Annotated in this window: 28 protein-coding genes and 5 tRNA genes; 8 read left to right on the top strand and 25 right to left on the bottom strand. The window is 68.3% G+C overall.

Annotation, left to right across the window (positions count from 1 at the left end):
- Window positions 1–22 precede the first annotated feature (22 nt).
- The 5 genes from ACOJUJ_RS18300 to ACOJUJ_RS18280 all read right to left on the bottom strand — a co-directional run bounded on the left by ACOJUJ_RS18300 (window position 23) and on the right by ACOJUJ_RS18280 (window position 535).
- A tRNA-Glu gene (locus ACOJUJ_RS18300) sits at window positions 23–94 on the bottom strand.
- 10 nt (window positions 95–104) lie between these two features.
- Window positions 105–177 (bottom strand) — tRNA-Thr (locus ACOJUJ_RS18295).
- A 68-nt stretch (window positions 178–245) separates the two neighbouring features.
- Window positions 246–318: transfer RNA gene (locus ACOJUJ_RS18290), tRNA-Trp, on the bottom strand.
- 13 nt (window positions 319–331) lie between these two features.
- Window positions 332–404: transfer RNA gene (locus ACOJUJ_RS18285), tRNA-Phe, on the bottom strand.
- A gap of 57 nt (window positions 405–461) precedes the next feature.
- Window positions 462–535: transfer RNA gene (locus ACOJUJ_RS18280), tRNA-Met, on the bottom strand.
- Window positions 536–795: 260 nt separating this feature from the next.
- On the opposite strand from ACOJUJ_RS18280, the gene ACOJUJ_RS18275 reads away from it, so the two are divergent.
- Window positions 796–1,950, top strand: a complete 1,155-nt coding sequence (locus ACOJUJ_RS18275; RefSeq protein ID WP_420128348.1) for a rhomboid family intramembrane serine protease — start codon at window positions 796–798, stop codon at window positions 1,948–1,950.
- A gap of 8 nt (window positions 1,951–1,958) precedes the next feature.
- On the top strand, window positions 1,959–2,897 hold the full coding sequence (locus ACOJUJ_RS18270) for a lipid A deacylase LpxR family protein (protein ID WP_420128347.1): 939 nt from the start codon (window positions 1,959–1,961) through the stop codon (window positions 2,895–2,897).
- 4 nt (window positions 2,898–2,901) lie between these two features.
- Here ACOJUJ_RS18270 and ACOJUJ_RS18265 read toward each other — a convergent pair whose 3' ends face one another.
- From ACOJUJ_RS18265 to ACOJUJ_RS18240, 6 genes are all read right to left on the bottom strand, one after another.
- Window positions 2,902–3,498, bottom strand: a complete 597-nt coding sequence (locus ACOJUJ_RS18265; RefSeq protein ID WP_420128346.1) for a hypothetical protein — start codon at window positions 3,496–3,498, stop codon at window positions 2,902–2,904.
- Window positions 3,499–4,120: 622 nt separating this feature from the next.
- Complete coding sequence (leuS, locus tag ACOJUJ_RS18260) at window positions 4,121–6,616, bottom strand: leucine--tRNA ligase (protein ID WP_420128345.1); 2,496 nt, start codon at window positions 6,614–6,616, stop codon at window positions 4,121–4,123.
- 116 nt (window positions 6,617–6,732) lie between these two features.
- The gene (locus ACOJUJ_RS18255) at window positions 6,733–7,008 is read right to left on the bottom strand and encodes a hypothetical protein (protein WP_420128344.1); all 276 of its coding nucleotides are present in this window, start codon (window positions 7,006–7,008) and stop codon (window positions 6,733–6,735) included.
- Window position 7,009: 1 nt separating this feature from the next.
- On the bottom strand, window positions 7,010–7,765 hold the full coding sequence (locus ACOJUJ_RS18250; protein WP_420128343.1) for a hypothetical protein: 756 nt from the start codon (window positions 7,763–7,765) through the stop codon (window positions 7,010–7,012).
- Between the two features lie 346 nt (window positions 7,766–8,111).
- On the bottom strand, window positions 8,112–8,504 hold the full coding sequence (locus ACOJUJ_RS18245) for a hypothetical protein (RefSeq protein ID WP_420128342.1): 393 nt from the start codon (window positions 8,502–8,504) through the stop codon (window positions 8,112–8,114).
- A 119-nt stretch (window positions 8,505–8,623) separates the two neighbouring features.
- The gene (locus ACOJUJ_RS18240; RefSeq protein ID WP_420128341.1) at window positions 8,624–9,697 is read right to left on the bottom strand and encodes an aminopeptidase; all 1,074 of its coding nucleotides are present in this window, start codon (window positions 9,695–9,697) and stop codon (window positions 8,624–8,626) included.
- 558 nt (window positions 9,698–10,255) lie between these two features.
- On the opposite strand from ACOJUJ_RS18240, the gene ACOJUJ_RS18235 reads away from it, so the two are divergent.
- A complete protein-coding gene (locus ACOJUJ_RS18235; RefSeq protein ID WP_420128340.1) occupies window positions 10,256–11,527 on the top strand; it encodes a polysaccharide deacetylase family protein in 1,272 nt (423 codons plus the stop codon).
- Window positions 11,524–11,781 (top strand): hypothetical protein, encoded by a 258-nt coding sequence (locus ACOJUJ_RS18230; RefSeq protein WP_420128339.1) that lies wholly within the window; start codon window positions 11,524–11,526, stop codon window positions 11,779–11,781. The genes ACOJUJ_RS18235 and ACOJUJ_RS18230 overlap by 4 nt, the downstream gene beginning before the upstream one ends.
- Window positions 11,782–11,878: 97 nt before the next feature.
- Here the strand turns inward: ACOJUJ_RS18230 and ACOJUJ_RS18225 are convergent, their stop codons facing one another.
- Together ACOJUJ_RS18225 and ACOJUJ_RS18220 are read right to left on the bottom strand one after the other, a co-directional pair.
- The gene (locus ACOJUJ_RS18225) at window positions 11,879–12,346 is read right to left on the bottom strand and encodes a type II toxin-antitoxin system VapC family toxin (RefSeq protein ID WP_420128338.1); all 468 of its coding nucleotides are present in this window, start codon (window positions 12,344–12,346) and stop codon (window positions 11,879–11,881) included.
- Window positions 12,347–12,355: 9 nt separating this feature from the next.
- Window positions 12,356–12,544: a hypothetical protein gene (locus ACOJUJ_RS18220; RefSeq protein ID WP_420128337.1), complete on the bottom strand. Its 189-nt coding sequence runs from the start codon at window positions 12,542–12,544 to the stop codon at window positions 12,356–12,358.
- 292 nt (window positions 12,545–12,836) lie between these two features.
- Here ACOJUJ_RS18220 and ACOJUJ_RS18215 point away from each other — a divergent pair, with 292 nt between their 5' ends.
- From ACOJUJ_RS18215 to ACOJUJ_RS18205, 3 genes are read left to right on the top strand one after another with little or no spacing between them, the layout of a single operon-like run.
- Window positions 12,837–13,460, top strand: coding sequence for a nucleotidyltransferase domain-containing protein (locus ACOJUJ_RS18215; protein WP_420128336.1), 624 nt, complete (start codon window positions 12,837–12,839; stop codon window positions 13,458–13,460).
- The gene (locus ACOJUJ_RS18210) at window positions 13,457–13,924 is read left to right on the top strand and encodes a hypothetical protein (RefSeq protein ID WP_420128335.1); all 468 of its coding nucleotides are present in this window, start codon (window positions 13,457–13,459) and stop codon (window positions 13,922–13,924) included. The genes ACOJUJ_RS18215 and ACOJUJ_RS18210 overlap by 4 nt, the downstream gene beginning before the upstream one ends.
- Window positions 13,925–13,953: 29 nt before the next feature.
- Window positions 13,954–15,141 carry an AI-2E family transporter gene (locus ACOJUJ_RS18205; RefSeq protein WP_420128334.1) on the top strand — a complete coding sequence of 396 codons (1,188 nt, stop codon included), beginning with the start codon at window positions 13,954–13,956 and terminating at the stop codon, window positions 15,139–15,141.
- A 554-nt stretch (window positions 15,142–15,695) separates the two neighbouring features.
- Here ACOJUJ_RS18205 and ACOJUJ_RS18200 read toward each other — a convergent pair.
- The 3 genes from ACOJUJ_RS18200 to ACOJUJ_RS18190 are packed head-to-tail and all read right to left on the bottom strand — an operon-like array spanning window position 15,696 to window position 19,430.
- Window positions 15,696–17,375, bottom strand: a complete 1,680-nt coding sequence (locus ACOJUJ_RS18200) for a PH domain-containing protein (RefSeq protein WP_420128333.1) — start codon at window positions 17,373–17,375, stop codon at window positions 15,696–15,698.
- Window positions 17,362–18,090, bottom strand: coding sequence for a PH domain-containing protein (locus tag ACOJUJ_RS18195; protein WP_420128332.1), 729 nt, complete (start codon window positions 18,088–18,090; stop codon window positions 17,362–17,364). The genes ACOJUJ_RS18200 and ACOJUJ_RS18195 overlap by 14 nt, the downstream gene beginning before the upstream one ends.
- Entirely contained in the window at window positions 18,066–19,430 is a 1,365-nt protein-coding gene (locus tag ACOJUJ_RS18190; RefSeq protein ID WP_420128331.1) for an APC family permease, read from the bottom strand. The genes ACOJUJ_RS18195 and ACOJUJ_RS18190 overlap by 25 nt, the downstream gene beginning before the upstream one ends.
- A gap of 500 nt (window positions 19,431–19,930) precedes the next feature.
- Here ACOJUJ_RS18190 and ACOJUJ_RS18185 point away from each other — a divergent pair, with 500 nt between their 5' ends.
- Window positions 19,931–21,028 (top strand): aromatic ring-hydroxylating oxygenase subunit alpha, encoded by a 1,098-nt coding sequence (locus ACOJUJ_RS18185; RefSeq protein WP_420128330.1) that lies wholly within the window; start codon window positions 19,931–19,933, stop codon window positions 21,026–21,028.
- Between the two features lie 250 nt (window positions 21,029–21,278).
- On the opposite strand, the gene ACOJUJ_RS18180 is transcribed toward ACOJUJ_RS18185, so the two are convergent.
- The 9 genes from ACOJUJ_RS18180 to ACOJUJ_RS18140 all read right to left on the bottom strand — a co-directional run bounded on the left by ACOJUJ_RS18180 (window position 21,279) and on the right by ACOJUJ_RS18140 (window position 26,156).
- Complete coding sequence (locus tag ACOJUJ_RS18180; protein WP_420128329.1) at window positions 21,279–21,617, bottom strand: hypothetical protein; 339 nt, start codon at window positions 21,615–21,617, stop codon at window positions 21,279–21,281.
- Window positions 21,618–21,709: 92 nt separating this feature from the next.
- Complete coding sequence (locus tag ACOJUJ_RS18175; RefSeq protein WP_420128328.1) at window positions 21,710–22,072, bottom strand: hypothetical protein; 363 nt, start codon at window positions 22,070–22,072, stop codon at window positions 21,710–21,712.
- Between the two features lie 62 nt (window positions 22,073–22,134).
- Window positions 22,135–22,473, bottom strand: coding sequence for a hypothetical protein (locus ACOJUJ_RS18170; RefSeq protein ID WP_420128327.1), 339 nt, complete (start codon window positions 22,471–22,473; stop codon window positions 22,135–22,137).
- 71 nt (window positions 22,474–22,544) lie between these two features.
- Complete coding sequence (locus ACOJUJ_RS18165; RefSeq protein WP_420128326.1) at window positions 22,545–22,874, bottom strand: hypothetical protein; 330 nt, start codon at window positions 22,872–22,874, stop codon at window positions 22,545–22,547.
- A gap of 141 nt (window positions 22,875–23,015) precedes the next feature.
- On the bottom strand, window positions 23,016–23,354 hold the full coding sequence (locus ACOJUJ_RS18160) for a hypothetical protein (protein WP_420128325.1): 339 nt from the start codon (window positions 23,352–23,354) through the stop codon (window positions 23,016–23,018).
- A 152-nt stretch (window positions 23,355–23,506) separates the two neighbouring features.
- A complete protein-coding gene (locus ACOJUJ_RS18155) occupies window positions 23,507–23,830 on the bottom strand; it encodes a hypothetical protein (protein ID WP_420128324.1) in 324 nt (107 codons plus the stop codon).
- A gap of 121 nt (window positions 23,831–23,951) precedes the next feature.
- On the bottom strand, window positions 23,952–24,284 hold the full coding sequence (locus ACOJUJ_RS18150; RefSeq protein WP_420128323.1) for a hypothetical protein: 333 nt from the start codon (window positions 24,282–24,284) through the stop codon (window positions 23,952–23,954).
- Window positions 24,285–24,410: 126 nt separating this feature from the next.
- Window positions 24,411–24,740, bottom strand: a complete 330-nt coding sequence (locus ACOJUJ_RS18145; RefSeq protein WP_420128322.1) for a hypothetical protein — start codon at window positions 24,738–24,740, stop codon at window positions 24,411–24,413.
- 735 nt (window positions 24,741–25,475) lie between these two features.
- Window positions 25,476–26,156 carry a hypothetical protein gene (locus ACOJUJ_RS18140; protein WP_420128321.1) on the bottom strand — a complete coding sequence of 227 codons (681 nt, stop codon included), beginning with the start codon at window positions 26,154–26,156 and terminating at the stop codon, window positions 25,476–25,478.
- Window positions 26,157–26,168 lie beyond the last annotated feature (12 nt).

Raw genomic sequence — 26,168 nt, 5'->3', positions numbered from 1 at the left:
CACTGTCCAGCCCTGCACCGAACGCTCCCACGGGGAATCGAACCCCGCTCTCCACCTTGAAAGGGTAGCGTCCTAACCGATAGACGATGGGAGCTTCCTCATCAAGCTCGCGATGGGACTCGAACCCATGACCTCTTCCTTACCAAGGAAGTGCTCTGCCGGCTGAGCTACGCGAGCACCGCCTCAATCTTTCCGGCGATCCCGTCTTTCAAAGTTCCGCCCGACGCGAGCCGCGTCATTCGGAGCAGGCCAGGAGGGAATCGAACCCCCAACCGCCGGTTTTGGAGACCGGTGCTCTACCAATTGAGCTACTGACCTACACTTCACAAGGTGGCCAGGGAGGGAATCGAACCCCCGACACCACGATTTTCAGTCGTGTGCTCTACCAACTGAGCTACCTGGCCCCAACTCCGGCTCCCCCAACAAAAAGCCGCCCGGCTCAGGCGGCGGGGGGACGAGCATAGCGGGGGCGGGATTCGAACCCGCGACCTTCGGGTTATGAGCCCGACGAGCTACCAGGCTGCTCCACCCCGCGACAAGGACGCTGAATGTAATCGGGTCGGTTCCATCCGTCAACCCCTGCGCGCAGCTTGCTTCGCGCCCCCCGGAACCGCCCCCGCCACGCGCATCCACCGTGGCGAGCGCACTAAGATATCCGGATCTTCCATTCTTTCAAGCCCTTGACACAAATTTCCAATCCCGTTACAGGGCTGCGCCGTTGCCGCCGCGCCGCGCCCAGGGCTATCCTCCGTGCCGGGCGCCACGCGTGTATCGTCCATCCCCTCCCCTCACCCCATGCAGGATCCCTCGCCGCCGTACGTCCCGCTGCGCGCGTCCACGGACGCGCAGCCGTGGCGCGCCGACGAGCCGCTGCACCCGCATTGCACCTTCGCCTCCACCCGGCACGGCTACCTGGCGGAGGGGCGCGTGGAGACGTGCGAACGCGCCGAGCTGGTGTCGCGCCTGGCGAAGTACCCGGCGACGGAAGGCGTGTACGTCCCCGGCACCGTGGGTTTGTCGCGCCCGGAGAACGTTCCCGGGCTGCTGGACGAGTACCGCCGCGAGTCGGTTCGCGTCGCACGGCGCAGCGCCCTGTGGACCGGCCTGTTCGCGGCGGCCGGCGTGGGCGTGCTGGAGTGGGCGATGGCGCGCTGGAACACGGGCGTGCGCAGTCTGCCGGGGCTGATGGCCGCGTTCAGCCTGGCGTACCTGGGGTTGGCCCTGCACGGCGTTCGCGCGGCGGCGCGGGTGCGGGCGGACGTGTTCATCCACGCCCGGCAGGCGCGGCGGCACTGGGAGTGGGCCAGGGACCAGCCCGGGTACTTTACATGGGCGCTGGCCGTGCCGCTGTGCATCGTCTACCTCTTCACCATGATGGACGAGGCCATCCCGCGGGCGGCGCTGGTCAAGCCGGCGGTGTGGGACGGCGAGGCGTGGCGGATGCTCACCGGGCCCATGCTGCACGGGGGCCTGTACCACGTGTGGATGAACGTTGCCGCGCTGCTGGTGCTGGGGCGGATGGTGGAAGCACACACCACGCGATTTCACCTCGCCGCCGTCTTTCTCTGCCCCGTAGTCGGCGGGAGTGCGCTGAGCGTGCTGCTGAGCCCACGCACCTCGGTGGGCGCGTCGGGCGGGGTGATGCGGCTGATCGGGTTCCTGTGGATGATGGCCCGTCTGCGCCCCCGCCAGCTTCCGGACGACTTTGGCGGGCGGATGAACTACGCCATCGGCGCCACGGCGCTGCTGGGGGTGCTGGGGTTCGAGTTCATCGACAACTGGGCGCACCTGGGCGGGCTGCTGGCCGGCGCTGGGATTGGCTGGCTGCTGCTGCGCGATGGGCCGTGGGAGCGTCGCGAGGGCTGGCTCGTCGCCGTCGGCGGGACGATGTCGCTGATCATTCTCTGGGGCGCGATGGTCGGCGCCGTGGCCATGGCCTGGACCCGGTGACGCGGAGGATGACGCGCTCCGCATCGTCCCCATCCACCCTGCGTGGCGCCCTCGTGCGTCTCGCCCTCGTCTTCGCGGCGCTCGTTCTCCCCGGCGCCGGCCACGCGCAGGTGGAGATCGCGATCGACAACGACCTGCTGGGGCTGCGCGGCGCGGACGATCCGCCGCCGGACTACGAGTACACGCACGGCCTCTCCGTATCGTGGGATGCAGCGCGCTCGGAGATTGACGCCAGCCGCGGCGTGCGGTGGGAGGTGGGCCAGCGCATCTACACGCCCCGCCGCGACGCCGCGGAGCCCATTCCCGGCGAGCGGCCGTACGCCGGCTGGCTCTACGGCGCGTGGGAGCGGATGACGACGTCCGCGCGGTCGCGGGCGCGGCTGCGGGTGGAGGCCGGCGTCACCGGGCCGCCGTCGCTGGCGGAGCCGGTGCAGAACGCCTTTCACCGCCTCGCCGGCTACCAGGCGCAGCTCGGCTGGAAGCACCAGCTTGGCTTCGAGCCCGGCATCATCGTCTCCTACGGACGCGAAAGCCGGGTGCTCGCGATCGGCGGCGGGGGCGCGGCGCGGGTGGAGGTGCTGCCGTCCTGGGCGGTGCGCGCGGGGAACGTGCGTACGGGGGCGGAGGCCGGCGTGCGGGCCCGCCTGGGCTGGGGCGCGGGGGACGCGTGGACGGGCGCGGGTGCGGCGCGGGGCGTCAGCGGCTGGGTGGAGGCGGGCGCGCGGCAGGAGGCGGTGCTGCGCGACCTGTTCATCGACGGAAACACCTTCGCGGCGCGTGATTCCGGGCTGAACCGGCGGACGTGGGTGGCGCAGGGCGAGGCGGCGTTCGGCATCCGCTACCGCCGGACGGAGCTGGAGTATCGATTCGTCCTGCGCGGCCGCGAGTACGAGACGCAAACGAAGCCGCACCCGTACGGCTCCGTCCGCGTCCGCATCCATCGCTGACCGCTCAGTTCAGAAAGCGGCCTTCTTCCGTCAGCTGGCGGAGCAGGGCGCCGCGCTCGTTCTCGGCGAAGGCCAGGCGGCGCGTCTCGGGGGTGGCGGGGCGGCGGGCGCCGCACGTGTCGCAGGCCAGGAATCGCTCATCCCACATCCACTCCTCCGCCCACACGCCCGTGCAGTCGGCGCGGACGTGGCGCGGCGGTTCGGCCGCGGGGGCCTGGGCCGGCTCCTGCACCTCCAGCGTGGGCTCAAAGTGGCAGGCCAGGCAGGGCACCGTGTGCGGCAGGCTGATGCGCTCCCCCAGTGACATCCGCAAATGCCCCCCGCAGCGCGGGCACTGGCCTACGAACCAGCGCACGCGGTAGCGCCCCGTCCAGAACAGGTGCGCCAGGTAGCCGCCCGCGCACAGGCACAGCACGGGAAACGGATAGTGCGGGGGGATGATGAAGCTGAAAGGCGCGATGCCCCAGAAGAGGGCGATGGAAAGAATGGCCTTGAACGCGCGCCCCGGGACCGGCTGGTACACCAGGCCTACCCGCGCCGGAGCGGGCGGGTAGGCGGTCAGGACCATCTGTACCGGCGGGGCCTCGGTGGTCGCGTTCATCGTCCCTCCGCGTGCATCGCGCTTCCCTGCAAAATACATGTCCCGCACGCCGCGCTCCAGCCCCCCGGATGCACCGACGATGATGCACGTCACAGCTTATGATGGCGACGAGCGATCTGCGACGGGATCGGCGCGCACCCCCGCCAGGAGCGAATGAATTCGCCGCTGGAAAATCGCAAAGTCCGCCTCCGCGGACTGTAGCCGCGGGTTGGCGACGGTGCGAAGAGCCACGAGCATCAGACGGTAGATTCCTCAGTCGCGCCGGGATCTGGACGAAGACGGTTCTGCACGGCACTCCTTAAGAATGACACCATGGGGCGCGTTGGATGCGCCGGAGCCGCCGTCATGCTCGGACCCGGCGGCCACGAGCAGGTGAAGCCCCGCCGGGCGAGCTCCGCGAGCCCAGGGCGGGGCTTATGGCATTTACAGCCTGCGGCTTTAGCCGCCGGCGGGCGGGACGGGGTGCTGGGGTACGGGCGCCAGGACGCCTGATGGGACGGGTCTCCGCAGATTTACCTGTCGATAATCCGCCCTCACTATGAATCCGCCCGCAACGAAACGAGCCCCGACCCGGACGGATCCGGATCGGGGCTCGTCGTCATCCACCGTCGTACGGCCGCACTCAGCCGACGACCAGGTTGAGCAGGCGGTCGGGGACAAAGATCGTCTTGCGCACCTGCTTGCCCTCAATCCAACGCTGCACGTGCTCGTCCGCCAGCGCCGCGTCGCGCGCCTCGGCCTCGGCGATGCCGCGGGCCATCTCCATCCGCGCGCGCACCTTGCCGTTCACCTGCACCACGAACTCCACCGTGTCGGCCACGGCCTTTTCGGCGTCGAACGTGGGCCAGCGGGCCTCCACAAAGATGGATTCGGCGTGGCCCAGCCGCTCCCACAGCTCCTCGGCCAGGTGCGGCGCGAACGGAGCCACCAGCCGCACCAGCGGCTCCACCGCGGCCCGCTCCGGCGTGCGTCCGCCGGCGCGCACCACGTTCAGGTACTCCATCATCGCCGCGATGGCGGTGTTGTAGCTCAGAACCTCCAGGTCCTCCGTCACCTTCTTGATCGTCGCGTGCATCTTCTGCTCGACCGCCGCCTCCAGGGGTCGGTCCACCGACGACAGCACGGAATCCCACACACGCGACAGGAAGTTGTACGGACCGCTGATGCCGCTGTCGCGAAAGTCGCCGCCCTCCTGGTACGGGCCCAGGAACATCAGGTAGGTGCGGATGGTGTCCGCGCCCCAGTCCGCGATGTACTCGTCGGGCACCACCACGTTGCCGCGCGACTTGGACATCTTGGAGCCTTCCTTGACGATCAGCCCGTGCGCCCGAAAGCGGGTGAATGGCTCCTCGAAGTGGATGTGCCCCATGTCGTGCAGCGCCATGGTGACGAAGCGCGCGTACAGCAGGTGCATCACCGCGTGCTCGTTGCCGCCGATGTAGCTGTCGACGGGCAGCCACTTCTTCGTGATCTGCGGATCGAACGGCAGCGCGTCGTGGTCCGTGGACGGGTAGCGCAGAAAGTACCAGGCGCTGTCCAGGAAGGTGTCGCTCACGTCCGTCTCGCGCCGCGCCTGCCCGCCGCACGAGGGGCAGGTGGTGCGGTACCACTCCTCGTGCCGCGCCAGCGGCGAGATGCCGGATGCATCGGGCTTGTAGTCGGCGATGAACGGCAGCTCCACCGGCAGCTGGTCCTCGGGCACGGGGACGATGCCGCACGCGTCGCAGTACAGGATGGGGATGGGCGGGCCCCAGTACCGCTGCCGGCTGATGGTCCAGTCGTGCAGGCGGTAGTTGATGCGCTGCTCGCCCAGCCCCATCCCCGCCAGCCACTCGGTGACCACGCGCTTGGACTCCGCGACCTCCATCCCGTCGAACTCGCCGCTGTTCACCAGCCGCCCGGCGCCGGTGTACGCCTCCGCCAGCGGCGCGTCCGCATCCTCGCCCTCACCCGCCACCACGCGGACGATGGGCAGCCCGAACGCCTGCGCGAACTCGAAGTCGCGCTCGTCGTGGCCGGGGACCGCCATGATGGCGCCGGTGCCGTACTCCATCAGCACGTAATCGGCGATCCAGACGGGGATCTCCTGCCTGGTGGCCGGATTGACGGCGTACCCACCCGTCCACACGCCGGTCTTGGTCTTGTCCGTCTTTTTACGCGTCACCAAATCCTGCGCCGACGCCTGGCGGCGGTACTCGTCGACCGACGCACGCTGCTCGTCCGTGGTGATCTGCGCCACCAGCGGGTGCTCGGGCGCCAGCACCATATACGTGGCGCCGAACACGGTGTCGGGCCGCGTGGTGAACACGCGGATCACCGGCTTTTCCGCCTGGATCTCGGCGGACGCGTGCCGGTCGTCCGCCACCTTCGGTCGGGCGATGGGGAACTGCAGCTCGGCGCCCTCGCTGCGGCCGATCCAGTTCTCCTGCGCCTTGCGCGTGGTGTCGGACCAGTCCAGCGTCTTCAGGTTCTCCAGCAGCCGTCCGGCGTAGTTGGTGATCTTGAAGAACCACTGCGAAAGGAAGCGCATCTCCACGGGCGTGTCGCAGCGCTCGCACAGCCCGCCGACCACCTGCTCGTTGGCCAGCACGGTGTTGCAGCTGGGGCACCAGTTGACGGGCGCCTCCTTCTTTTCCGCCAGGCCCGCCTTGTACAGCTGCAGAAAGACCCACTGCGTCCACTTGTAGTACGCGGGATGCGTGGTGTCGACGGTGTGCGACCAGTCGTACATCAACCCCCCGCGGCGCAGCTGCTTGGTAAAGCGCTCCACGTTGCGGGGGATGAGCTCCATGGGGTTGATGCCCTGCTTGAGCGCGAAGTTCTCCGAGTGGATGCCGAACGCGTCGAAGCCGATGGGCTGAAAGACCTGGTGCCCCTGCAGCCGCTTGAAGCGGCCGTAGATGTCGGCGCCGGTAAAGGCGTAGATGTTCCCCACGTGCAGCCCCTCGGCCGACGGGTACGGGAACATCATCAGGTTGTAGAAGGGCTTTTCCGCGGACCGCAGCTCCTCGGCGGTCCAGCGGTTGATGCCCTGCTCTTCCCAGCGCTGCTGCCACTTCCGCTCCACTTCGGCGGGGTGGTAGCTGGCGGTGACGTGGGTCGCGTCGGTCGTGCTCATCGGGAACGCCAATCTGTCGGATAAACGGGACGGATCACGGACAGTGACACGCGAGCCGCCGGGCGCGTGTCGCGGCCGACGGCTCTGCAGTTAAAACTGTATTCTGTGGAGCGGATTTACAACCCCCGCCACGCATACGCCAAGCGTTCCCACCATCGCAGGTTCGCGGGCCGCGGCAGCCTCGGCGCCTTGAGGTAGCCGTTCTCGTTGAACATCGAGTCGGGCCTGCGAGGCCGTGGCGGCGACGGCGTCACGGTCAGCGCCTTCCGGAGCTCGCCTTCCAGAGGAATGATCACCGTCTCAAACGCCGAATCCGGACGGGAGAGCACGATGCGCCTCAGGGGCTCGCCCGACGATTCCGTGCCATTACCATGGGTCGCTTGATCCGTCATGTCAGTACGCCTCCTGGATGTAGGCCCCCACTCCGCGGCAACAGCCGAGAATGACCTTCTGGATCTCCGGCGAGAAAAAATCAGGGATGCTGGAGTCAAGCGACACCACGGCCACGGGAACGTTCCTCGCATTCAGCATCGGAATTGCCATCCACGCCTGCCGATCAGGGCTGACTGCGCGCGCCTCGTCCTCCACATACCCCCACTCCTTGATCAACTCACGGACGAACCCGGCGTGCCCATCACTCTTGCGGTTTACGGCCACCGCGTCTTTCTCCCGCACGGCAAGGCCAATGACGCCGGTTCGGATGGAGAACACACGGCGCGGCGGTCCACCCAGACCTCCAATGTAGGGCAACAACTGCTCCAGCTGACCGGGTTCCACACCCTTCCGATTGGGATCCGCAACCCGGTGGATCGTGATCCGCAACGCTCCCTCCGTCAGGATACCCAGGTCTGTGGCACCACGGACCGCCTCGTAAAGTACCCAAAGTGAACCCCGAAGTCCATCGTACTCCTTGATCCGCTTCCGATCACGGTCCTGCGTAGCGGCATGAAGCACTTTGACGCCGCTCGCCAGCGCCAGCCACGCCGTCGCGCCCACAAGCCACCACCCGAGCGTGCGTTTGGCCGGATCACCCAGGTTCACCAGTGCACCGACGGCGGCGGTGACGAGCGGCGGCAGAATGGCGATCAGTTCCACGACGTACTTCTTTTCGTAGAACCGCTCCTTTTGGGGGCCTGGAATGTTACCCATCTCAGGGTGCCTCCGACGTGTGCGGACGGGTCCAGAGCGCGCGAGAGCCGCCGGCGCGGGTGCGCCGGCGGCTCTCTGCTGTACGGGACGCCGCATTCCGCGTGCGGCTACCCCGTCAGGCGGCTGATTCCGCCTGATTCTCTCCCCAAGATGTACACTACGGACCTCCTACGCAAGCCTAAAAAATGCTGCAAAGATGGAGCGCTCCGAACCAGACAGCCGTGCGCACATGCTTTCCGACGCCGCGCGAAAATTCCTGAAATCTGATGTCTGAAGTTGGCTGGCCTGCTACTCGACGCCGTCCCCGGACCCCGTCCTCGGATCCCGTCCTCGGCGTCGCGACGCGTTACGCGCACCGGCCGCCGTCGGCGACCCTGCGGCGGCAGCGCTCGCGGCGATCCACGGCAGTGACGCGCCACACGGAGCCGTCGCGGCGCATGTGCAGGCGGAACTCCACGTCCTGGATGGAGTCGTCGGCTAGGTCGCGGTGCATCAGATGCCCCACGGCGCTGTCCGCATCCTGGGAGAGCATGCGGGTGGGCAGCACGCCGGCGTCCGGCTCCTCCATCTGCGCGGCGGCGACGTCGCGCACCTGCCGCAGCAGCGCCTCGGGGCTGGCCGCCTCCTGAACCCACGGCTCGCTGGGCATCTGCAGCGCGGTCCACTCAGTAAGCATCGTGTCGCGCGCAGGAGCAGAGTCCGGCGCGCTCGCCACGATGGCGGCGGCGGCAGAATCCATCGTCTGCACGGGTGTGGCAGGTGTCGCTGAATCTGCCGGGCGCGGAGCATCGGCCGGGTCCGCGCCGTCCGCGCAGGCGGCAAGCAGAAACGCGAGGACGACGCACGTGCGCGGTATCATCATCCACCTCCCGCGGGGGTGACCAGGGCCTGCACGGCGGCGTACGGATCGGCCTTGTTGCCGCGCGCGGCGGCCACGATGTCGTCCATCGCCCGGATAAAGTCGCCGTCGCGGGAGCGATACACCTCTTCGAACAGCCCCAGTCGGTCGTAGTAGATGTGCCGCGAGATGAGCGTGGCATTGTTCAGCGGGTCACGCGTAAAGCTGCCGAAGGTGTCCACGCGCAGCCGCGGCCGCACCTCTTGGGCAAAGCGCCTCTGGGCATCGGCCAGCAGGCGGTCGCGCTCGCGCACCTTGTCGTCCGCGGAAAGCTCGGCGCGGGCGTAGAGCGCCTTGAGATCCACCACCAACTGCTCCAGAAACGCGCCGAACAGCAGGTCATCCTGCCACGCTGCCCTGGCCGTCTCGCACGTCCGCGAGGCCGGGCCGTCGCGCCGGCAGAAGAACTCGATGGCGCCGCGGCCGCCCACAAAGTTGGCCAGGCTTTCGTTGAAGACGGCCTGTCCGGGGGCGTAGAAGGTGTTGTGGAAGATCTCGTGGATGACGGTGTTGGCCAGCGACACGTGGTCGTACCGCAGCAGGGTGCTGAGCAGCGGGTCGTTGAACCAGCCCAGCGTGCTGAACGCGGCGGAGGGGCGCAGGTAGGTGTCGTAGCCCTGCGCCTCGAGCTTGCGCTGCGCCGCCAGCGCATCATCCAGCTCGAAGAACCCCTTGTACGGCACACGGCCCACGATGGGGAACCACCACGTGTACGGCTGAAAACGGTCCTTGTACGCCGCGGAGAGCACCATCACCAGCGTGTCGCTCTCCACGCGCGAAAAGAGCGTGTAGCTGTCGCCCGCGCTCAGCCGCAGCGAGTCCGCGGCAAACTGCCGGGCCTGCAGCACCAGCAGCAGCTTGTCGCGCGTTTCCCAATCGGTCGCGGTGTCCTGGACGATGCGCGCGATGGGCTTGCGGCGGTTGAGGATCTTGCCCTCTTCCCACGCCGCGCGCAGCACGTACGTGGGCGAGCAGGCGGACGCCGCCAGCCCCGCCACCAGCAGGAGCACAAGTCTATGCCGGATTCGGATCATCACACCAGTGCGGTTGATGGACGTCTGCCGCACACCGGCGGCGAGCCGGAAATGTAGCGGATGACGGCGCGCCGGTCACGACCTGGAGCGCTTCGGCAAGCTCCGCGCAGGCCCTCTCCGGGCGAGCACCAATCCGCCCACCTTCCCCGAAACTGCCGGAGGGGGAGGGTGGTTACGGGGCTGAGCCCGGCGTGGTTCGGCGGAGTTCGTTCTGGGTCCGCCGCCACCGCCTTCCCCCGCTCTCTCTCTCCTCACCAGACAGCACCAAAACAGCGAGGAAGAAGGTGACCTGAGCTCACCACACGATGTTACATCGTGCAATGGACCGATGCAGCCAATCCGGACGCAACGAACCGCCGGAGTCCATCCAAACCGAACGATCCCAGTCAGTTACGGATTCGCCAGACGCTGGAACACCCGTTGCGTCTTGCGGGTGCCGGGTATCGCCATCCAAGCGCCCATCCTCACCCGGCGCGGCGGCCAGATCAACCGGCTGCATCGTCCCACCCAACCGACCCTCGAATACTGGAGCATCGCTCCATGGGCCTTTTCTTCTCCATGCATGATCGCGGAGCCGGCGGAGCGGCCGCGCGCGCGCGGTCCATCGTCGCCCGATTTGGCGTAACGGCCAGCCCCATGGAAGAGCGGCTGCGGCGCTTTGACGAGCTTACGGCGGAGTTTGGCGTGCGGCCGTCCTGGGCCGTCACCGCCTGCATACTGGACCGCAACCGCCGCGCGATGCAGCGCTTTGCCGAGCGCGGAGTAGACTTCGCCATCCACGGCCTGGTGCACGACGACCACAGCCTGCGCTCGCTGGACGAGCAGCGCGCCAGCATTGCCCGCGCGGCGGAGGTGTTTCGCGCGGCGGGGGTGCCGTACCGCGGCTTTCGCTGTCCCTTTCTGCGCGGCAACCAGGCCACCGACCAGGTGGTGCGCGACCTGGGGATGCTTTACCACAGCACCCAGCCGGTGGTGTTCAACACCGCGCCGGCGCTGGGGGCGCGCGCGGAAGAAGCGTTCCGCCGCACGCTGCGCCACCTGTACAGCGGCGCGATGGACGCGGACACGGTCGCGGTGCGGCCCGCGCTGCGCGCGGGGGTCATCCACATTCCCGTCGCGCTGCCGGACGACGAGATCATGGTGGACCGGCTGCGGCTGGACCAGGCGCGGCAGACGGCCGTATGGCTGGCGACGCTGGACGCCACCTGGCGGCGCGGCGAGCTGTTCACCGTGCAGCTGCACCCGGAGCGCATGGACGAGTGCGCCGCCGCCCTGGCCGCCACGCTGGGCGAGGCCCGGGCGCGGCGGCCGGCGGTGTGGATCGCCACGCTGGAGCGCATCGCGGAGTGGTGGCGCCGGCGCGCGCGCACCCTGCTGGAGGTGATGCCGCTGGAAGATGGGCGCTACCGGGTGCGGATGGAGGGCGATCCCGCGGCCACGCTGCTGGTGCGCGGCCTTCCCGGCGTGGACGCGGAGCCCTGGTACGGCGCCGACGGCGTGGCGCGCGCGGCGGAGTTCGAGGTGGCCGTGAACCGCAAGCCGGTGGTGGGCGTCTCGGCGCGCACGCCGTCGGCGGTGCTCGGGTTTCTGGCGGAGGAAGGCTTTCCCGCGGAGCGCGGTGAGGATCCGGCGCGGTTTGGCGCGTGGGTAGACGTGGACGCCGCGGCGAACGAGAAGCAGGTGCTCGCCATCGTCGAGGCGTCGACCGGTCCGCTCGTCCGCCTCAGTCGCTGGCCGGCGGGGGCCCGCAGCGCGCTTTCGGTGACGGGCGACATCGACAGCATGACCATTCAGGACTTCGCCCTCCGCCTCTGGGAAACCCGGCGATGAGCACGGCCGACAACCCGGCCGCCTCCGCCGCCCGGTTCACCACGCGTCCCGGCGGGCGGTGGTCGGCGGCGGCGGCTTCGGCGAGCTGGGGATCGTGCGCGGCCTGGGACCGGGCGGCGGATTCCCTGTCCGCGGCCTCGATCGCGAGCTTCGTCTCCGGCTTGCACTACGCGGCCACGCCTTCCGTCCACCCCGTCGCCGATGCGGCTGAATGGATCCCGCGGCCGCCGCGCGAGGTAGAACGGGTCGGCTGACACACCCGGCGAAAGATGCACCGAGCCCGGCGATCGCAACCGATCGCCGGGCTCACTCGTTGTCTCTACATCATCTTGAGATCCGCAGGGCTCGCGCTCACAACGCGGTAAGCGAATCGCGCTCAGGATCGAACACGGTGAATCCCCGCTCTTCGGCCACGCTCCGTAAACTCTGGTCGCTGCACATGAAGGAGATCTTGCCGCCCGGCAGGAGCGATCGAATGTGCTCGGCAGTCGCGATGTGCAGCAGATCGAGCCCACCCGCACCGCGTTCGTGGTACTTGTCGATCATGCGCAGTGCCGTGCTTACCACGCCCGCAGGCGGATGAACCACATGAAAGCGGGTCTGGCAGTGCGCCAAAAACGTATCGCGAGCCTTTGCATATAGTTTCTGCCGCACCTGATAGGTTCGCCGCCACCGCGCGAGCGCGGCAGCCGTTTCGAGAACGACGACGCTTGATACGTAGACGGTACCGCTCAGGCGATCGAGTGCGCCCACAACGGTCGGCGTCCCGACTTCAGTAACGTACGCTTTGACCAGCGCGCTCGAATCGATGAAGTACACGCGCCGTCGTTACGAGCGCGGCGCGAAGAGACGAATCAGAAACGCCAGCCAGCGCGGCCGAAGGCGCACGGGACAGAACGGAGCTACGTTCTGCAGCGTCGGGATCGACACGCCGGCACGGATCAGGATCTCGTTCAGGTTCTCCGGCGAATCGGCGGTCGGGCCGAGCTTTCGTGCTTCCTCCACGTTCTGCAGCATCGCTCCTCCACGGCATCCTCTGTGAGCGTCATCTTCACGCCAAGCATAACCGTCAGGAGCGTCCGCCGTCAACCGTTCTCATCGATCACTTTCAAGGCGTAAATTCGCGTGACCACTTGGATTCCCATGTGGCGCATTGCGAGCGCAACGTGCGTTCATTGTCTACGGAGCGGATGTGTGCCACCCATCTTTCCACTCGCGCATCTGGACTGTGCGCCGGTGTGGATCTCACACGTTATCGTTGCTCATCCAACCGCGCTGTACTATTTTTTGGCACAGCGGGAGAATAGCGATGGCAGAACTGCGCAAACCAGCTACGAAATCCTCACTCGCCGCGCTGTTTCCGTCGATGGCGATGGCGCGGCTGGTGATTTTCTTCGCGGTTCATCCGGGCGCGCGTTATCATGTGCGCGAGCTGAGCCGGCTGACCGGACTATCCAGTGCGTCGCTGCAGCACGAACTGAAGCGGATGGCCCAGATCGGTGCACTGGTGCGTGAGGACGAACGAGGACGCGCGCTCTACCGCGCCGACGAGTCGCACCGTTCGTGGTACGCCTGGATGGTTCTGCTGCGCGCCAGCGCGCGACCCACGGACGTGTTGCGCGAGGCGCTGGTGGATGCGCGCGGCCTGCAAGGCGCATTCGTCTTTGGCTCCACCGCGCGCGGGGACACAGGACCGAACAGCGATGTCGACGTTTTCTTGATCGGGAGTCGCGAGGCGCAGGCGGAAGCCGGCCTCCGGCTTGGTGAGGCCGAGTTCCTGATTGGCCGTGAGGTCGATGTTGTTGGGTACGACACCGAGCAGCTCGCCGCGCGAATCCGCTCGAACAACGGGTTCATCCATCGCGTGCTCTCCGAACCCCAGGAATGGGTGCGGGGGAGTCTGGATCTCACCAATCTGCTGGAGGCGGCGTGACCCCCCGTATCCAGATCATGCTCGACAGTCGGCAGATTGAGGAGAGCACTGCCGCCGAGGGCGAGGTGGAAGGTCTGTGGAGGAAGGCAGTCCAGACGCGGGCGAGCTCCACCGTCGATGGGCTCGATCCGAACTCGCGATTCACGCTAACGTACCAAGCTGCGCTGCAGGCCGCCGCAGCCGTGGTCCGCGCGGCGGGCTTTCGCGCGCGAGGCGAGGCGCATCACCACGACACCTTCGCTGCGGTCGCCGCCCTGGAGCTTGGCGAAGCTTCGGATGCCGCACGCGAGCTGAACGTGATCCGCCGCAGGCGCCATGGCGCCATCTACGACTGGGAAACCCAGCTGGAAGAGCAGCACGTAGTGGAGATCCGCACCGTGGCCGATCGACTGTTCGTGCATGCGGAGCCATGGCTGCGGACCAGGTACCCGAATCTCGCCCCTCTCCCGCCGGATCAGGCGTGAACACCCACCCACGACCAGGAACGTCATCCATGAGTCTCGCGAAGCGCGGTCCCCTGCCCTGGCTGCTGGGTATGGCGTGCGTGGTGATCGTGGTGTCGGGGCTGCGCGCGGCGTCGGGGATCCTGAACCCGATGCTGATGGCCGGGTTCCTGGCGCTACTCTTTCAGCCGCTCACCCGCAAGCTGCGGCGCTGGGGGGTGGCAGGCGGGGTGGCGGTGGGGCTGGTGGTGCTCGCGGTCGTGCTCGCCGGGCTGCTGCTGGTGGCGTTCGTGGGCGTGTCGCTGCGGCAGCTGGCGCTGCAGATGCCGCAGTACGGCGACCGGCTGAGCGGGCTGGTGGGGCAGGTGTCGGCGCGGCTGGCCCAGGAAGGGATCGACGCGGGGGCCTACCTGGAAGGCGCGCTGCGGGGGCCGGAGATCGGGCGCTTTGTGCTGAACGCCTCCGGCTCCATCGCCAGCGGGCTGAGCAACCTGGCGCTGACGTTCTTCATCTTCGCGTTCATGCTGGGCGGGATGTGGGAGCTGGAGCGCCGCGCATCCACCCGCTCGCGCGACCACAGCCCGCTGGCGGCGCGGTTCCTGGCGTTCTCGGAAACCATCCGCGGCTACATGGGGGTGCGCGCGGTCCTCGGCCTGATCGCGGCGGTGCTCGATTACATCCTGCTCGAAGCGATGGGGGTCGATTACGCGCTGCTGTGGGGCGTGCTGTCGTTCCTGCTGAGCTTTGTCCCCAACATCGGCTTTACCCTGTCGCTCATCCCGCCCACGCTGCTGGCGCTGGTGGAAAAGGGGTGGCCCGAAGCACTGATCGTCCTGGTTGGGTACCAGGTGATCAACAACGTGATCGACAACGTGATCGGCCCCAAGTTCGTGGGGCGGGAGATGAAGATCTCGGCGCTGCTGAGCTTTCTCTCCGTGATCTTCTGGGCGTGGGTGCTGGGGGCCACGGGGGCGATCCTGGCGGTGCCGCTGACGGTGCTGATCCGCGACCTGGCGTTTGGCCCCGCTGATGCGCCCGACATCGGCACGCCGCAGCCGGTCACCAACTCCACCGTTCCCATGCCGCCAGACCACGCCAGGGCGCAGCACCCCGCGGCGGAGGAAGCGGCGATCAACGACACGATCGTCGAGGAGATGGTGAAGGACGATCCGTTCGTGAAGCCCGCCGCGGAGCCGCCGCCACCGCCCGTCCCGCCGCGTTCGGACCCGGTCGATTGAGAGTGGGCGGCGCTACGTCGCGCCGGTGAAGGTCCGGCCCATGATTCAGCCCCCCGCGATCGAGCGTAGCGATCGGAACCGGTGACGCGCCGTACGCCGCGTGAGCGAATGATCCACATGCAGATGCAGGTTGTGGATCGGGAGCGAATGATGCCGATTGAGAATCTGAACCGGGAACGTGCCCTCCGCCTGCAGGAGCGAATCAATTCGCCGCTACAACTGCACAAAGTCCACCTTCGTGGACTCGGCGGCCCGACCGTGTGCGGCGTTCCATGCACCGGCGCGTCCGCAACCGGGAGATCACCGGATTAGATCCACAATCGGCACAATCCGCTGTTGAAAGGCGCAAAGTCCGCATGCGCGGACTCGCAGCCGAAAGATCATCGCGCGGGAGCGGCTTCGCGCTGTCGGAGGCAAGGTCCTTCAGTCGCGCGCCAGGTTCGGTGGATACGAGGGACCTGGTGCGGCGCTCCTTCAGGATGACTGGCCTCCTGGTTCCACGCTGTTGAAGCCCCGCGCCGTTTGCGGGGCTTTCCGCTTTTGTTGCGGCGAGTTTACTCGCTCTCGCGCCGCGCCACGACCGTTTCGTTCTCGACTGCCGGATCCGACTCCGCGTTGGGCTCTGCATCCATCTGCCGCGGCGAATCCACCGTCACCACCTCGTCGACATCCGTCCCCACCTCCCGCGAAGCCTCCGCCACCGCCACCGCCACGGGCCGTTGCGCGGCGATGCGGGCGCGGTCGGCCAGCTCCTCCAGCAGACGGCGGGCGGTGGAGTGGGGAAGGTCGATGACGGCCGCCTGCTTTCCACCGGCGGCGGTGTCGACGACCAGCGTGGCGAGGCCCAGGCGCCGCTGGAACGGAGTGTCGAGCACGTGCAGCGTCTGCAGCTTGCGGTCGGGGACGATCCAGGTGATGCGGTTCAGCACGCCGCTGCGCGCGAACACGTAGCCGGGGGGCAGCGCCCAGCCGCGGTTGTTGTACTCCCAGCGCGCCACCAGCCACGGCAGCGGCAGCAGCACGGCGACGTACGGCGCCAGCGCCCCGCCAGGCTGAATGTCGAACCAGCGCATCGCCCAGAACGGCGCCCACACAAAGACCAGAAAGATCAGCAGGTAGCGGCGCCGCATCCGCCGCTCGGCCTTGGGGTGCACGCGCTGGTAGTCGGCGCCGTCCACCTGCACGTCGCCAAAGATGCCGCGCACCAGCCGGCCCACGTCCCTGGTCCGCGCGATGGGGACGAACGCCTCGGCGCCACCGCGCTCGCCGGGGGAGCCGCCCGCCGTCTCGATCATCAGCGACGCCAGGCCCAGCCACCGGCGCAGGAACGTTTCCTCCACGCGGATGGCCTGCACGCGCTGCAGCGGCACGCTGGCCTCGTGCACGGTGAGCAGGCCGTAGCGCTTGCGCATCTCGCCGCCGTCCACGGAAAGCGTAAAGCCGTGAAAGCGCACCACCGCGCCGGCGATGGAGATCATCCACCCCACCAGCAACAGCAGCACGATCGCCACGACCGCCACCAGCGCCACGGCGCCCTGCACCCGCTCGATGGCGTCCTCGACCGCGTTGGCGAAAAAGCCGCCCGGCAGCTCGTCCGCAAACTGCAGCGCGCCGGCCGCCGCCGCCGCGATTACGCCCGCCTCGTTGGCCGTCGCGCCCGCCAGCAGCAGGTCCCAGGTGGTGAGGCGCGCCAGCGGCGGCGCGGCGGCGCGGTCGACGGCTTCCGCCTCGTCCGCATCCACCCCGACGACGGCCTGCGCGCGGCGGCGGGCCAGGAGCTCCGTGCGGACGGACTGCGCCTCCGCCACGCCCAGCACGGAAAGCACCGCCTCCGCCTGCTGCCCCGTCCCCGCCGTCTCCACGCGCAGTTCCGCGACGCCCAACACGCGCTGGGCCAGGCTCTGCCGCACCTCCACGTTCTGCACGCGGGCCAGCGGGATCACGCGATTCTGTCGATTGAGCACGCCGGAGCGCAGCAGCAGCTCGTCCGGCTGTACCCGCCAGCGGTAGAGCGCGTACTTGGCCGCCGCGCCGATCAGCGCGGGGATCGCCAGGACGGCCACGACGATGGGAATGGCGCGCGCCAGCTCCCCGTCGCCAAAGCCGAAGCCGCCGGCCAGCGCGGGCCACACCATCCCCCGCGCAATGCCGACGGCGGAAAAGACCAGCGTAAGGGGATGCAGGCGCCGCCCGTCGTCCAGCGAGCGGGCGGCGGCCGCGTCAGACGGCATCATCCGCCCCGCTCAGCCGCGCCAGCAGGTCGCGCAGCGCCTCCGCCTCGCCCGCGGCGATGCCGGGGATCGCGACCATCGCCCCCACGCTCCCCGCGGTAAAGACGACGACCGTCGCCAGCCCCATCATCCGCTCGACCGGACCCTGGCGTGTGTCCACGTGCTGAATGCGCGAGTGCAGCACCACGGCCACGCTGCGCGTCCACCAGCCGTGCATCACCCGCACGTCCACCTGGCCCACCTGGTACGCGTAGTGGCGGTACGCGGCGGACGGCACCCAGACGGTCCACGCAATCCCCAGCACGGCCATGGGGACCATCAGCAGCAGCGGCCACTCCAGCAGCACCGCCGCGCCCCCCACCGCACCCGTCCAGGCCAGCGCCCACAGCGCGCTGCTCACCCGCCACAGGTTGATGACGCGCGGATCCAGCCGCTGCACGGGTGCCTCGCGCGGCGTCGCGGACTCGACGGGCGCAAAAGGTTCGACGGGCGCGGCAGATTCCACGGAACCAGCGGGCTCAGCGAGCGAGGCGGACGGGACCTCCGCAACCGGTTCGGCGTCCCCGGCGGGCTGGATGACTTCGGTAGATTTCACCGACATCGCGCGCCCGGCGGGATCCGCGTGCGGGGTGGACGGGACATCCGCGACGAACTCGGCGTCCGCGTTACGGTCGGCGGGGACGTGGATGGGGGTCAGGTCGGGTTCCGGTCGATCCATCGCGATGCGACTCGATACGCGGGGTAGCTGGCGGCCAGCAGCGCCAGGGCGTAGACGCTGTTGCGGGTGTCGCTGGCCACGGCGCCGGCCAGAAAGGCGATGGACCCGGCGATGGCCAGCCCCGTGGTCCACGGATACCCCCACGCACGGTAGGGCCGCGGAGTCTCAGGCTCGCGGCGGCGCAGCACGAACACGGAGGCGAAGGCCAGGATGTAGTTGGCCACGAAGAAAAAGGCCAGGACGGCGATGATGGCGTCGATGGTCCCCGTGGCGATGAACGCCAGCGCCACCCCCACGCTGGCGGCGAGCGCGACCGTCGGCGTGCCGCCGGTGTTCACGCGGGCGCCAGCGCGGGGAAACAGCCCGTCGTCGCTCATGGCGTACGCCACCCGCGAGCCCATCAGCACCAGCGCGTTCACCGCGCTCAGCAGGCCGACGACCAGGATCACGCGGATGACCGTGTCGGCGGCGGGCCCCAGCACGGTGCGCGCGGCGGCGGCGGCGGCCAGCGGCTCCCCCGCCAGCGCGGCGACGGGGACCACGTAAAGAAAGGCCAGGTTCAGCAGCAGGTAGATGGCGGTTACCGCCAGCACGCCGCCGATCATGGCGCGCGGCACGTCGCGGCCGGGGTCTTCCAGCTCGCCGGAAAAGTAGACGACGCCCGTCCATCCGTCGTACGTGTAGATTACCCCCTGCAGCGCCACGATGATCGCGGCGATCAGCGCGCCGCCCACGGGGACGGCGGCGGCGGCCACCGGCGCGGGAGCGGTGGATGGAAGCAGAAAGCAGGCGGCGACCAGCGCCAGCAGCACCAGCGCCTTGGCCGCGCTGGTGAGCGTCTGCGCCGCGCCGGCCACCCTGACCCCGCGCCACTGCAGCGCGCCAAACCCGAGCGTCACCGCCATCGCCACGGGCACCGTCTTTCCCGCCAGCCCCGGCACCAGCGCGCCGACGTACTCCGCCAGCACCACGGCGACGGCGGCGGCGCTGCCGCAGGTGGCGGCCCAGTCGTTCCATCCCACCAGAAAGCCGGCGTAGCGCCCCAGGGCGTGCCGCGCGAACACGTACAGCCCACCGGAGCGCGGCAGCATGGTTCCCAGCTCCGCCAGCGACACCGCGCCCAGCAGCGCGTACAGCCCGCCCGCGATCCACACCGCCAGGTACAGCCCCGTCGTGGGAAGCTGCGCCGCCACCTGCCCCGGCGTCCGCAAGATCCCCGCGCCGATGGTGTTCCCCACGATCACCGCCAGCCCGAACGTGACGCCCAGCACGCGCAGCAGCCCGCGCCGGGGGACGGGCGATGCGGATGCGGCCGGATCGGCGGGGATGGCGAGGGACATGAGGAGCTGGGATGCGGGGGACGGGCGATGCGGCGCGGCGATGTTCGCGAGGAGCGCGGCAGGCGCGACCAGCCGTGGATGCGCTTCAGGATGGCGGATCGGATGCTGATGCGGAAGCTAGCCGCGCATCCGCTCGCCGCGCCAGCTTTGGAGCCGGGTGGGTGGATCGACACCGTGAGCTCACGGCGGTGTGATTCCGCGGGCCCCGGGAAGGGCGAATCAATTCGCAGCAACAACTACACAAAGTCCACCTGCGTGGACTCGGCGGCCCGGCGGCATCGGGCATCCCATGCACCGGCGCGTCCGCACCCGGTGATGCCGCCACAGCAGAGGCATTCGAGCGGATGAGACAGACGCCGCCATTCGCAGCTCGATCCCACGGAATCGAATGACGCCGCGCCATCCACCTTGCCGCCGGTGCGGCCGCGTCCGTACTCTCGTACTCCGTACTCTCGTACTCCGTACTTTCGTACTTTCGCACTCACGCACTTCGTCCGCCGATGCAGCCCTTCACCATCGATCCCGCCATCCACCGCGCGCAGACGCTGCCGGCGGAGGTGTACGCCTCGCCGGAGTGGTTCGCGGTGCACAAGGAGCGGGTGTTCGCGCGCAGCTGGCAGATGGTGCGCGGCGCGGAGCGGGTCAAGGCGCCCGGGCACCTGATGCCGTTCACCCTGCTGGAGGGCACGCTGGACGAGCCGCTGGTGCTCTCCGCGGGCGACGACGGCGTGCTGCGCTGCCTCTCCAACGTGTGCACGCACCGCGGCACGGTGGTGTGCGAGGGCGAGACGCACGCAAAGCACCTGCGCTGCCGCTACCACGGCCGCCGCTTCGCGCTGGACGGCACGATGACGCACATGCCGGAGTTCGACGGCGTGGAGAACTTTCCCTCCGCGGCGGACGACCTGCCCCGGCTGCCGCTGCAGCGCTGGGGGCCGCTGGCGTTCACCTCCATCGATCCCGCGTGCGGCTTCGACTCATGGATCGGCCCGGTGCGCGAGCGGGTAGGCTTTCTTCCGCTGGACGAGTTCCACTTCGATCCGCACACTTCGCGCGACTACCTGATCCGCGCAAACTGGGCGCTGTACGTGGACAACTACCTGGAGGAGTTCCACATCCCCTACATCCACGCCGGCCTGGCCGACACGCTGGACTACGCCACCTACCGCACCGAGACTTTCGACTGGTGCAACCTGCAGCTGGGCACGACGAAGAACCGCGACGAGGCGTTCGACCTACCCGCCGGGCATCCGGACGCGGGAACGCTGGTGGCGGCGTACTACTGGTGGCTGTTCCCCAACCTGATGCTGAACTTCTATCCGTGGGGGCTGTCGGTAAACCTGGTGCAGCCGCTGGCGCACGACCGCACGCGCGTCTCCTTTCTCTCCTACGTGTGGGATGAGACAAAGCGGTCCGGCGGCGCGGGCGCGGACCTGCACCGCGTGGAGATGGAGGATGAAGAAGTGGTGGAAGCCGTGCAGAAAGGCGTCCGCTCGCGCCTGTACCACCGCGGCCGCTACTCCCCGCGCCGCGAAGTGGGCACGCACCATTTCCACACCCTGCTGGCGCGCGAAACGGGCGACGCGCCGACTGCGTAGGCGACCAACGCCCGGCGGATACCGATTCCGCCGGGCGTTCGTCACCCTGTCCCTGGAAATCTTTCCCCGCTTATACCGTTTCTCACGGTTCGTTGTGCATTCGGCGGATCCGGGCGAACACCAACTGCACCTTCAGCACCGGAGATCTCACACGGGGTCAACGGTAAAGATCAAAGCCGTTGACCCCGTGTGAGACGAGTCTTTTCCACGATCCGGGATCGGGTGCACAACGAACAGCGCGATTCGGTAATTACCAGCACGGATTCCCGGCACAGTTCGAGTAGGCGTTGGTGGGGCAGGGCTGGTTGGTGTCGCAGTAGATGCTGAAATTGCAGTCGCCACCGCAGCTGTAGTCGCAGGTGGCCTGGTTGCACGTTCCGTTGCAGCTGGCCGCGCAGGTGTTCTCCCCGCAGGTGCCCCTGCAGGTGCCGTTGCACGATGCATCGCAGGTGGGGCAGCCCGGGCAGGTGCACTGCGTGTAGCACGTGCACTGCTCACCGAAGACGGTGCCCTTGGCCTTGTACGTGGTGGTGGTGTCGAAGCTGTGCACCGATAGATCTTCGAGCTTGAGCGTAAGCTTGCCTCGCATGGGGTCCTCCGTCGTGGGTGTGGGACGCCGGCCCGGTTGATCACGGCTCGGCGGCGGCCGGACCGCGTGGGCGATCCGGCCCTGGCTCTTCATCAGATGCAAGCGTACGGGGTGCAGCCGGTATAGTACGCATCCGTATTCCCGTAGCAGTCCCTGAAGTTGCAGGACTCGTATTCGCAGGTGCCGAAGCAGCTTGCGCCGCAACTGGCGCCGGCGCAGGTGCCGTTGCAACTGGCTTCGCACGTGCCGCCGCAGGTGCCGTTGCAACTGGCTTCACACGTGCCCCCGCACGTGCCGTTGCAGCTGGCGTCGCAGGTGGGGCAGCCGGGACACGTGCACTGGGTGTAGCACGTGCACTGCTCACCAAAGACGGTGCCTTTCTTTGGCGCGGGCCGCATCGTATCGAACGAATCGACGGCCAGGTCCTCCAGGTTCAGCTTCAGCTTGGCTTGCATGTCGACCTCCCGGCATGTGAGGTGGATCGCCGGCCCCGCGTCCGCGGGACCGGCCGAACGGGTTACTGGATCCCACAGCACACATCCATGCCGCAGTTGGTCTGCTGGCATGTGGGCGGGAGGCAATCGCAGTCGGTGTAGTTGCACGAGTAGCAGGTCGCGCCGCAGGTACCGTAGCAGCTGGCCGCACAGGTGTTCTCGCCGCACGTGCCGCGACAGGTGCCGTTGCACGATGCATCGCAACTGGCGTAGTTCGCGCAGGTGGGGCAGCCGGGACAGGTGCACTGCGTGTAGCACGTGCACTGCTCGCCAAAGACGGTGCCGTCCGTGGGCGCAGGCCGAACCGTATCGAACGAGTCGACGGCCAGGTCATCCAGGTTCAGCTTGAGCTTGGTCTGCATGGACGTCCTCCATGGGTGGGGTGCAACGCCGGCCGCACGGGACCGACGCAGAGCGGTAATCCCGTTCAGCTTCAGCAGCCACCGCCGCCGGTGATCTCACAGCAGAGCTGGTATCCGCAGTTGGTCTGCTGGCATGTAGGCGGGTAAGCGCAGAGGTTGCAAGTATTGTCATTACCGCAGGTGTCTTCGCAGGTCTGCGCGCAGGTGTTCTCGCCCCACGTGCCGCCACAGGTGCCATCGCAGGTGTTGTAGTTCGCGCAGGTGGGACAGCCAGGGCAGGTGCACTGGGTGTAGCACGTGCACTGCTCGCCGAATACGGTGCCTTCCTTTGGCGCGGGCCGGATCGTATCGAACGAATCAACGGCCAAGTCACCCAGGTTCAGCTTGAGCTTGGTCTGCATGAGGCTCGTTCCGGGAAGAGGGTGGGATGGGAGCCGGCGGGCGGAGACGGGCGCCAGGACCCGCTACCCGACGCCGCACATCCGGCAGTTCGCGCGAACGGCCGGCCCCCGCGCGCGCGGAGGCCGGCTCGTGGTGGTGCGTCAATAGCAGATCAGGTTGCCGCAATGCGAGTACTGCGCAGAGGGGCACGGATAGTTGCTGTCGCACGCGCAGCTGTAGTCGCACGTCCAGCCGCAGGTGTTGTCCGTGGGGCAGTTGCAGGTGCCGTTGCAGCTGGCCGCGCAGGTGGGACACGCCGGACAGGTCTGATCGTCGCAGGTGTACGCGCACGTATGGTCGCAGGTGGGGCAGCCCGGGCAGGTGCACTGGGTGTAGCAGGTGCACTGCTCGCCAAAAACGGTGCCCTTGGCTTTGTGGGTGACGGTGGTGTCGAAGCTGTCTACCGTCAGGTCTTCCAGCTTGAGGGAAAGCTTGCGCATGGGAATGTCTCCAGGAAGCGAGGGGTAACATCGCCGGCGTTCGGTGACTGCAAGCCGGCGATGCGTGAAGGAGGGGCGGTTCGCCCCGGGCAAAAGCGACCTTCCGGGGTAGCGGGCGGGGGCGCCGGCGCGGCGCCTCCGCCCATCGTGCGTTACAGGCAGTGCCTGCCGTTGCAGGCCGAGTACAGCGCCGTGGGGCAGGGCTGCTGGCTGTTGCACATGTCGCTGTACGCGCCGCATCCGGCGCACGTGTTGGCGCAGGTATAGTCGTCGCACGTGTTGTAGCAGGTGCCCGCACAGGTGTCGCCACACGTGCCGTTGCACGACGCGTCGCAGGTGGGGCAGCCGGGACACGTGCACTGCGTGTAGCACGTGCACTGCTCGCCAAAGACGGTGCCCTTGGCCTTGTGCGTGGCGGTGGTGTCGAAGCTGTCCACCGTCAGGTCCTCCAGCTTGAGGGCGAGCTTTCCACGCATGGTGTCCTCCAGGGGTGGGGTGGGTTCGCCGGCCCGCGATCGCGAGCGGCGCGAGGGCGGTTTGGAAACACCGCCGCCGGGTTGTGCGGGCGGGAGCAGCGGCGCTCCCGCCCGTGGTGCATCAGAGGCAGATTTCGTTGCAGTTGGTCTGGAGCGCCGTGCAGTTGCCGCAGGTGTAGCCCCAGTTGCACGCAGTCGCCTCGCACGACCAGTCGCAGGTGTTGCGGCTCTGGCAGTTGCAGGTGCCGTTGCAGCTGACGTCGCAGGTGCCGTTGCACGAGGCCGCGCAGGTGCCGTTACACGACGCATCGCAGGTGGGGCAGCCGGGACACGTGCACTGCGTGTAGCACGTGCACTGCTCGCCGAATACGGTCCCCTTTGCCTTCTGCGCCACGGTGGTGTCAAAGCTGTCCACCGCCAGATCTTCCAGCTTGAGGGAAAGCTTGGCGCGCATGGTGTCCTCCAGGGGAAGGGGTAGTTCGCCGGCCCGCAATCGCGGACGGCGCCGGGCGGCACGGCTTCAGGGCTGCCGCCCGGTACAGACGGGTCGCCGGGCGCGGCACCCCGTGCTGATCATGCGTTAGGCGCAGCAGAAGTACGGGCCGCAGGCCGTCTGCATGCAGCTGGCGGGGCAGTCGCACTCCGTGTAGCCGCTGCAGTTGCAGGTCGCTCCGCACGTGCCGTTGCAGCTGGCCGCACAGGTGTAATCGTCGCAGGTGTTGGCGCAGGTGGCCCCGCACGTGGCATCGCAGGTGTTGTAGTTCGCGCAGGTGGGGCAGCCCGGACACGTGCACTGCGTGTAGCAGGTGCACTGCTCGCCGAACACGGTGCCGCGCTTGCCAGAGGCGGCGGAGGTGTCGAACGAGTCGACGGTCAGCTGCTCCAGGTTGAGCGTGAGCTTGGTGCGCATGGCTCCCTCCACGTGCAGGGATGGAATTCCGGCCCTCGCGTCCGCGGGGCCGACGCAAACGGCCGCGCCCCCATGGGAGCGCGGCCGTCCGTACTTTATGGATGAATCATCCCGGCCAGCCCACGACAACCAGCCTTCACGCACAGGATCACGCGAAGGCCGAAACAGGTCGTGGGACAGCTGATGGGATTCATGGCTCCATTCCACGCATAACGCGGCAGTCTCACACGCTTACGCCAGTCGGGCCCTGATGGCCTCGGCCGAAGAGCGGTTTCCGCACGGGATGCCCGGGGCAGGATACCCGGACGGTACCGTGCTCCCCGATTTTTTGCAGCGGGAAAGGATGATGCAAGATGAAGGCCGGAAAGGATCGTGATTTGTAACCGGGGTTGTCACAGAACCGGTCCCAGGGGCGAATCTCTCCACACGACAAGACCCCCGTGACCGCTGGATGCGATCACGGGGGCAGGTGTGCGGCCCCACCGCGCGGGCCGGTGGGCTTTGCCAGGGCGCCGCGGAATGAACGTCGCGGGACCGGTAGTCCGGTCGGGCCGGCGGAGCGGGCCACGCGCGATGGGGCCGTGAATGCACGATGCATCCGCCCGTCCCGCCACGCAAGCAAACATTGTGGGGTGGATGCAGGCAGGGCCGGCGGAGCGCTCCGCCGGCCCTGCCTGCCACTTAATCCGCCGTGCCGGACCGGACAGCGCCGGGCACTGGTCCTCGGCTCAGCGGTCAGCGCGAGGCGATCTGCCGGGCCGGAGCCACGCTCTCGGGGAACGGGCGGGCGCAGGCGCTTACGCCCAGGAACGCCGCCATGCGCGCGGAGCCGTCATCCTGCCGGCCGGGCGTCGAGGTTTCCTGGATCTGGCACCCGGGAGTCGAGCAGCTGCCGCAGCTCATCTTTACGGCGCACGCGCATGCACACACACCCGAGCAGCAGACGCAGCAGCGGTCGTCTTGCACCGCCCGGCGCCACGACGCCGCGGCGGTCAGCGAGTAGGTGGCCGGCTGTACGGCGGCCTGGGTCGGCCGGGCCGCATTGCGGATGCGGTCCACCACCAGAGTGATCTGCGAATTGCTGCGCAGCGTGGCGGGAACGCCGGTGGAGAGGCTGACGCGCTCCACGACCTGCCGCGTGCTGGTTTCGCCGGCCGTGGTTCGGTACACGGTCATCGTCACGGCACGGGCATCGCCGCTCCGCATGATGGGGATGAGCTCGTACTCGTCGCGTGTGCCCTGAAAGGTGAGCTTGAACGTGCCGCCCTCGCGGATGGTGGCCGACATTACCTGCGTGGGCAGCTGCACCGTGACGTCCACCACGCGCGTGGGATCCACTCGCTGGGCCGCCGCGGGGAGCGCCAGAAGAAGGGACGGAAGGATGCAGCGGGCGAGGGTGCCAGGCCATCGGTTCATGTGCCCTGCCTT

The organism is Longimicrobium sp. (genome assembly GCF_048594345.1).
Taxonomy (GTDB): domain Bacteria; phylum Gemmatimonadota; class Gemmatimonadetes; order Longimicrobiales; family Longimicrobiaceae; genus Longimicrobium.
The sequence above is the reverse complement of the archived record's forward strand: the minus strand, read 5'-3'. Positions and strand labels throughout refer to the sequence as shown.

Coding starts and splice junctions, on each gene's coding strand:
- ACOJUJ_RS18275 (WP_420128348.1), top strand. CDS start 796: ATGCAGGATCCCTCGCCGCCGTACGTCCCGCTGCGCGCGTCCACGGAC.
- ACOJUJ_RS18270 (WP_420128347.1), top strand. CDS start 1,959: ATGACGCGCTCCGCATCGTCCCCATCCACCCTGCGTGGCGCCCTCGTG.
- ACOJUJ_RS18265 (WP_420128346.1), bottom strand. CDS start 3,498: ATGAACGCGACCACCGAGGCCCCGCCGGTACAGATGGTCCTGACCGCC.
- leuS (WP_420128345.1), bottom strand. CDS start 6,616: ATGAGCACGACCGACGCGACCCACGTCACCGCCAGCTACCACCCCGCC.
- ACOJUJ_RS18255 (WP_420128344.1), bottom strand. CDS start 7,008: ATGACGGATCAAGCGACCCATGGTAATGGCACGGAATCGTCGGGCGAG.
- ACOJUJ_RS18250 (WP_420128343.1), bottom strand. CDS start 7,765: ATGGGTAACATTCCAGGCCCCCAAAAGGAGCGGTTCTACGAAAAGAAG.
- ACOJUJ_RS18245 (WP_420128342.1), bottom strand. CDS start 8,504: ATGGATTCTGCCGCCGCCGCCATCGTGGCGAGCGCGCCGGACTCTGCT.
- ACOJUJ_RS18240 (WP_420128341.1), bottom strand. CDS start 9,697: ATGATCCGAATCCGGCATAGACTTGTGCTCCTGCTGGTGGCGGGGCTG.
- ACOJUJ_RS18235 (WP_420128340.1), top strand. CDS start 10,256: ATGCATGATCGCGGAGCCGGCGGAGCGGCCGCGCGCGCGCGGTCCATC.
- ACOJUJ_RS18230 (WP_420128339.1), top strand. CDS start 11,524: ATGAGCACGGCCGACAACCCGGCCGCCTCCGCCGCCCGGTTCACCACG.
- ACOJUJ_RS18220 (WP_420128337.1), bottom strand. CDS start 12,544: ATGCTGCAGAACGTGGAGGAAGCACGAAAGCTCGGCCCGACCGCCGAT.
- ACOJUJ_RS18215 (WP_420128336.1), top strand. CDS start 12,837: ATGGCAGAACTGCGCAAACCAGCTACGAAATCCTCACTCGCCGCGCTG.
- ACOJUJ_RS18205 (WP_420128334.1), top strand. CDS start 13,954: ATGAGTCTCGCGAAGCGCGGTCCCCTGCCCTGGCTGCTGGGTATGGCG.
- ACOJUJ_RS18200 (WP_420128333.1), bottom strand. CDS start 17,375: ATGATGCCGTCTGACGCGGCCGCCGCCCGCTCGCTGGACGACGGGCGG.
- ACOJUJ_RS18195 (WP_420128332.1), bottom strand. CDS start 18,090: ATGGATCGACCGGAACCCGACCTGACCCCCATCCACGTCCCCGCCGAC.
- ACOJUJ_RS18190 (WP_420128331.1), bottom strand. CDS start 19,430: ATGTCCCTCGCCATCCCCGCCGATCCGGCCGCATCCGCATCGCCCGTC.
- ACOJUJ_RS18185 (WP_420128330.1), top strand. CDS start 19,931: ATGCAGCCCTTCACCATCGATCCCGCCATCCACCGCGCGCAGACGCTG.
- ACOJUJ_RS18180 (WP_420128329.1), bottom strand. CDS start 21,617: ATGCGAGGCAAGCTTACGCTCAAGCTCGAAGATCTATCGGTGCACAGC.
- ACOJUJ_RS18175 (WP_420128328.1), bottom strand. CDS start 22,072: ATGCAAGCCAAGCTGAAGCTGAACCTGGAGGACCTGGCCGTCGATTCG.
- ACOJUJ_RS18170 (WP_420128327.1), bottom strand. CDS start 22,473: ATGCAGACCAAGCTCAAGCTGAACCTGGATGACCTGGCCGTCGACTCG.
- ACOJUJ_RS18165 (WP_420128326.1), bottom strand. CDS start 22,874: ATGCAGACCAAGCTCAAGCTGAACCTGGGTGACTTGGCCGTTGATTCG.
- ACOJUJ_RS18160 (WP_420128325.1), bottom strand. CDS start 23,354: ATGCGCAAGCTTTCCCTCAAGCTGGAAGACCTGACGGTAGACAGCTTC.
- ACOJUJ_RS18155 (WP_420128324.1), bottom strand. CDS start 23,830: ATGCGTGGAAAGCTCGCCCTCAAGCTGGAGGACCTGACGGTGGACAGC.
- ACOJUJ_RS18150 (WP_420128323.1), bottom strand. CDS start 24,284: ATGCGCGCCAAGCTTTCCCTCAAGCTGGAAGATCTGGCGGTGGACAGC.
- ACOJUJ_RS18145 (WP_420128322.1), bottom strand. CDS start 24,740: ATGCGCACCAAGCTCACGCTCAACCTGGAGCAGCTGACCGTCGACTCG.
- ACOJUJ_RS18140 (WP_420128321.1), bottom strand. CDS start 26,156: ATGAACCGATGGCCTGGCACCCTCGCCCGCTGCATCCTTCCGTCCCTT.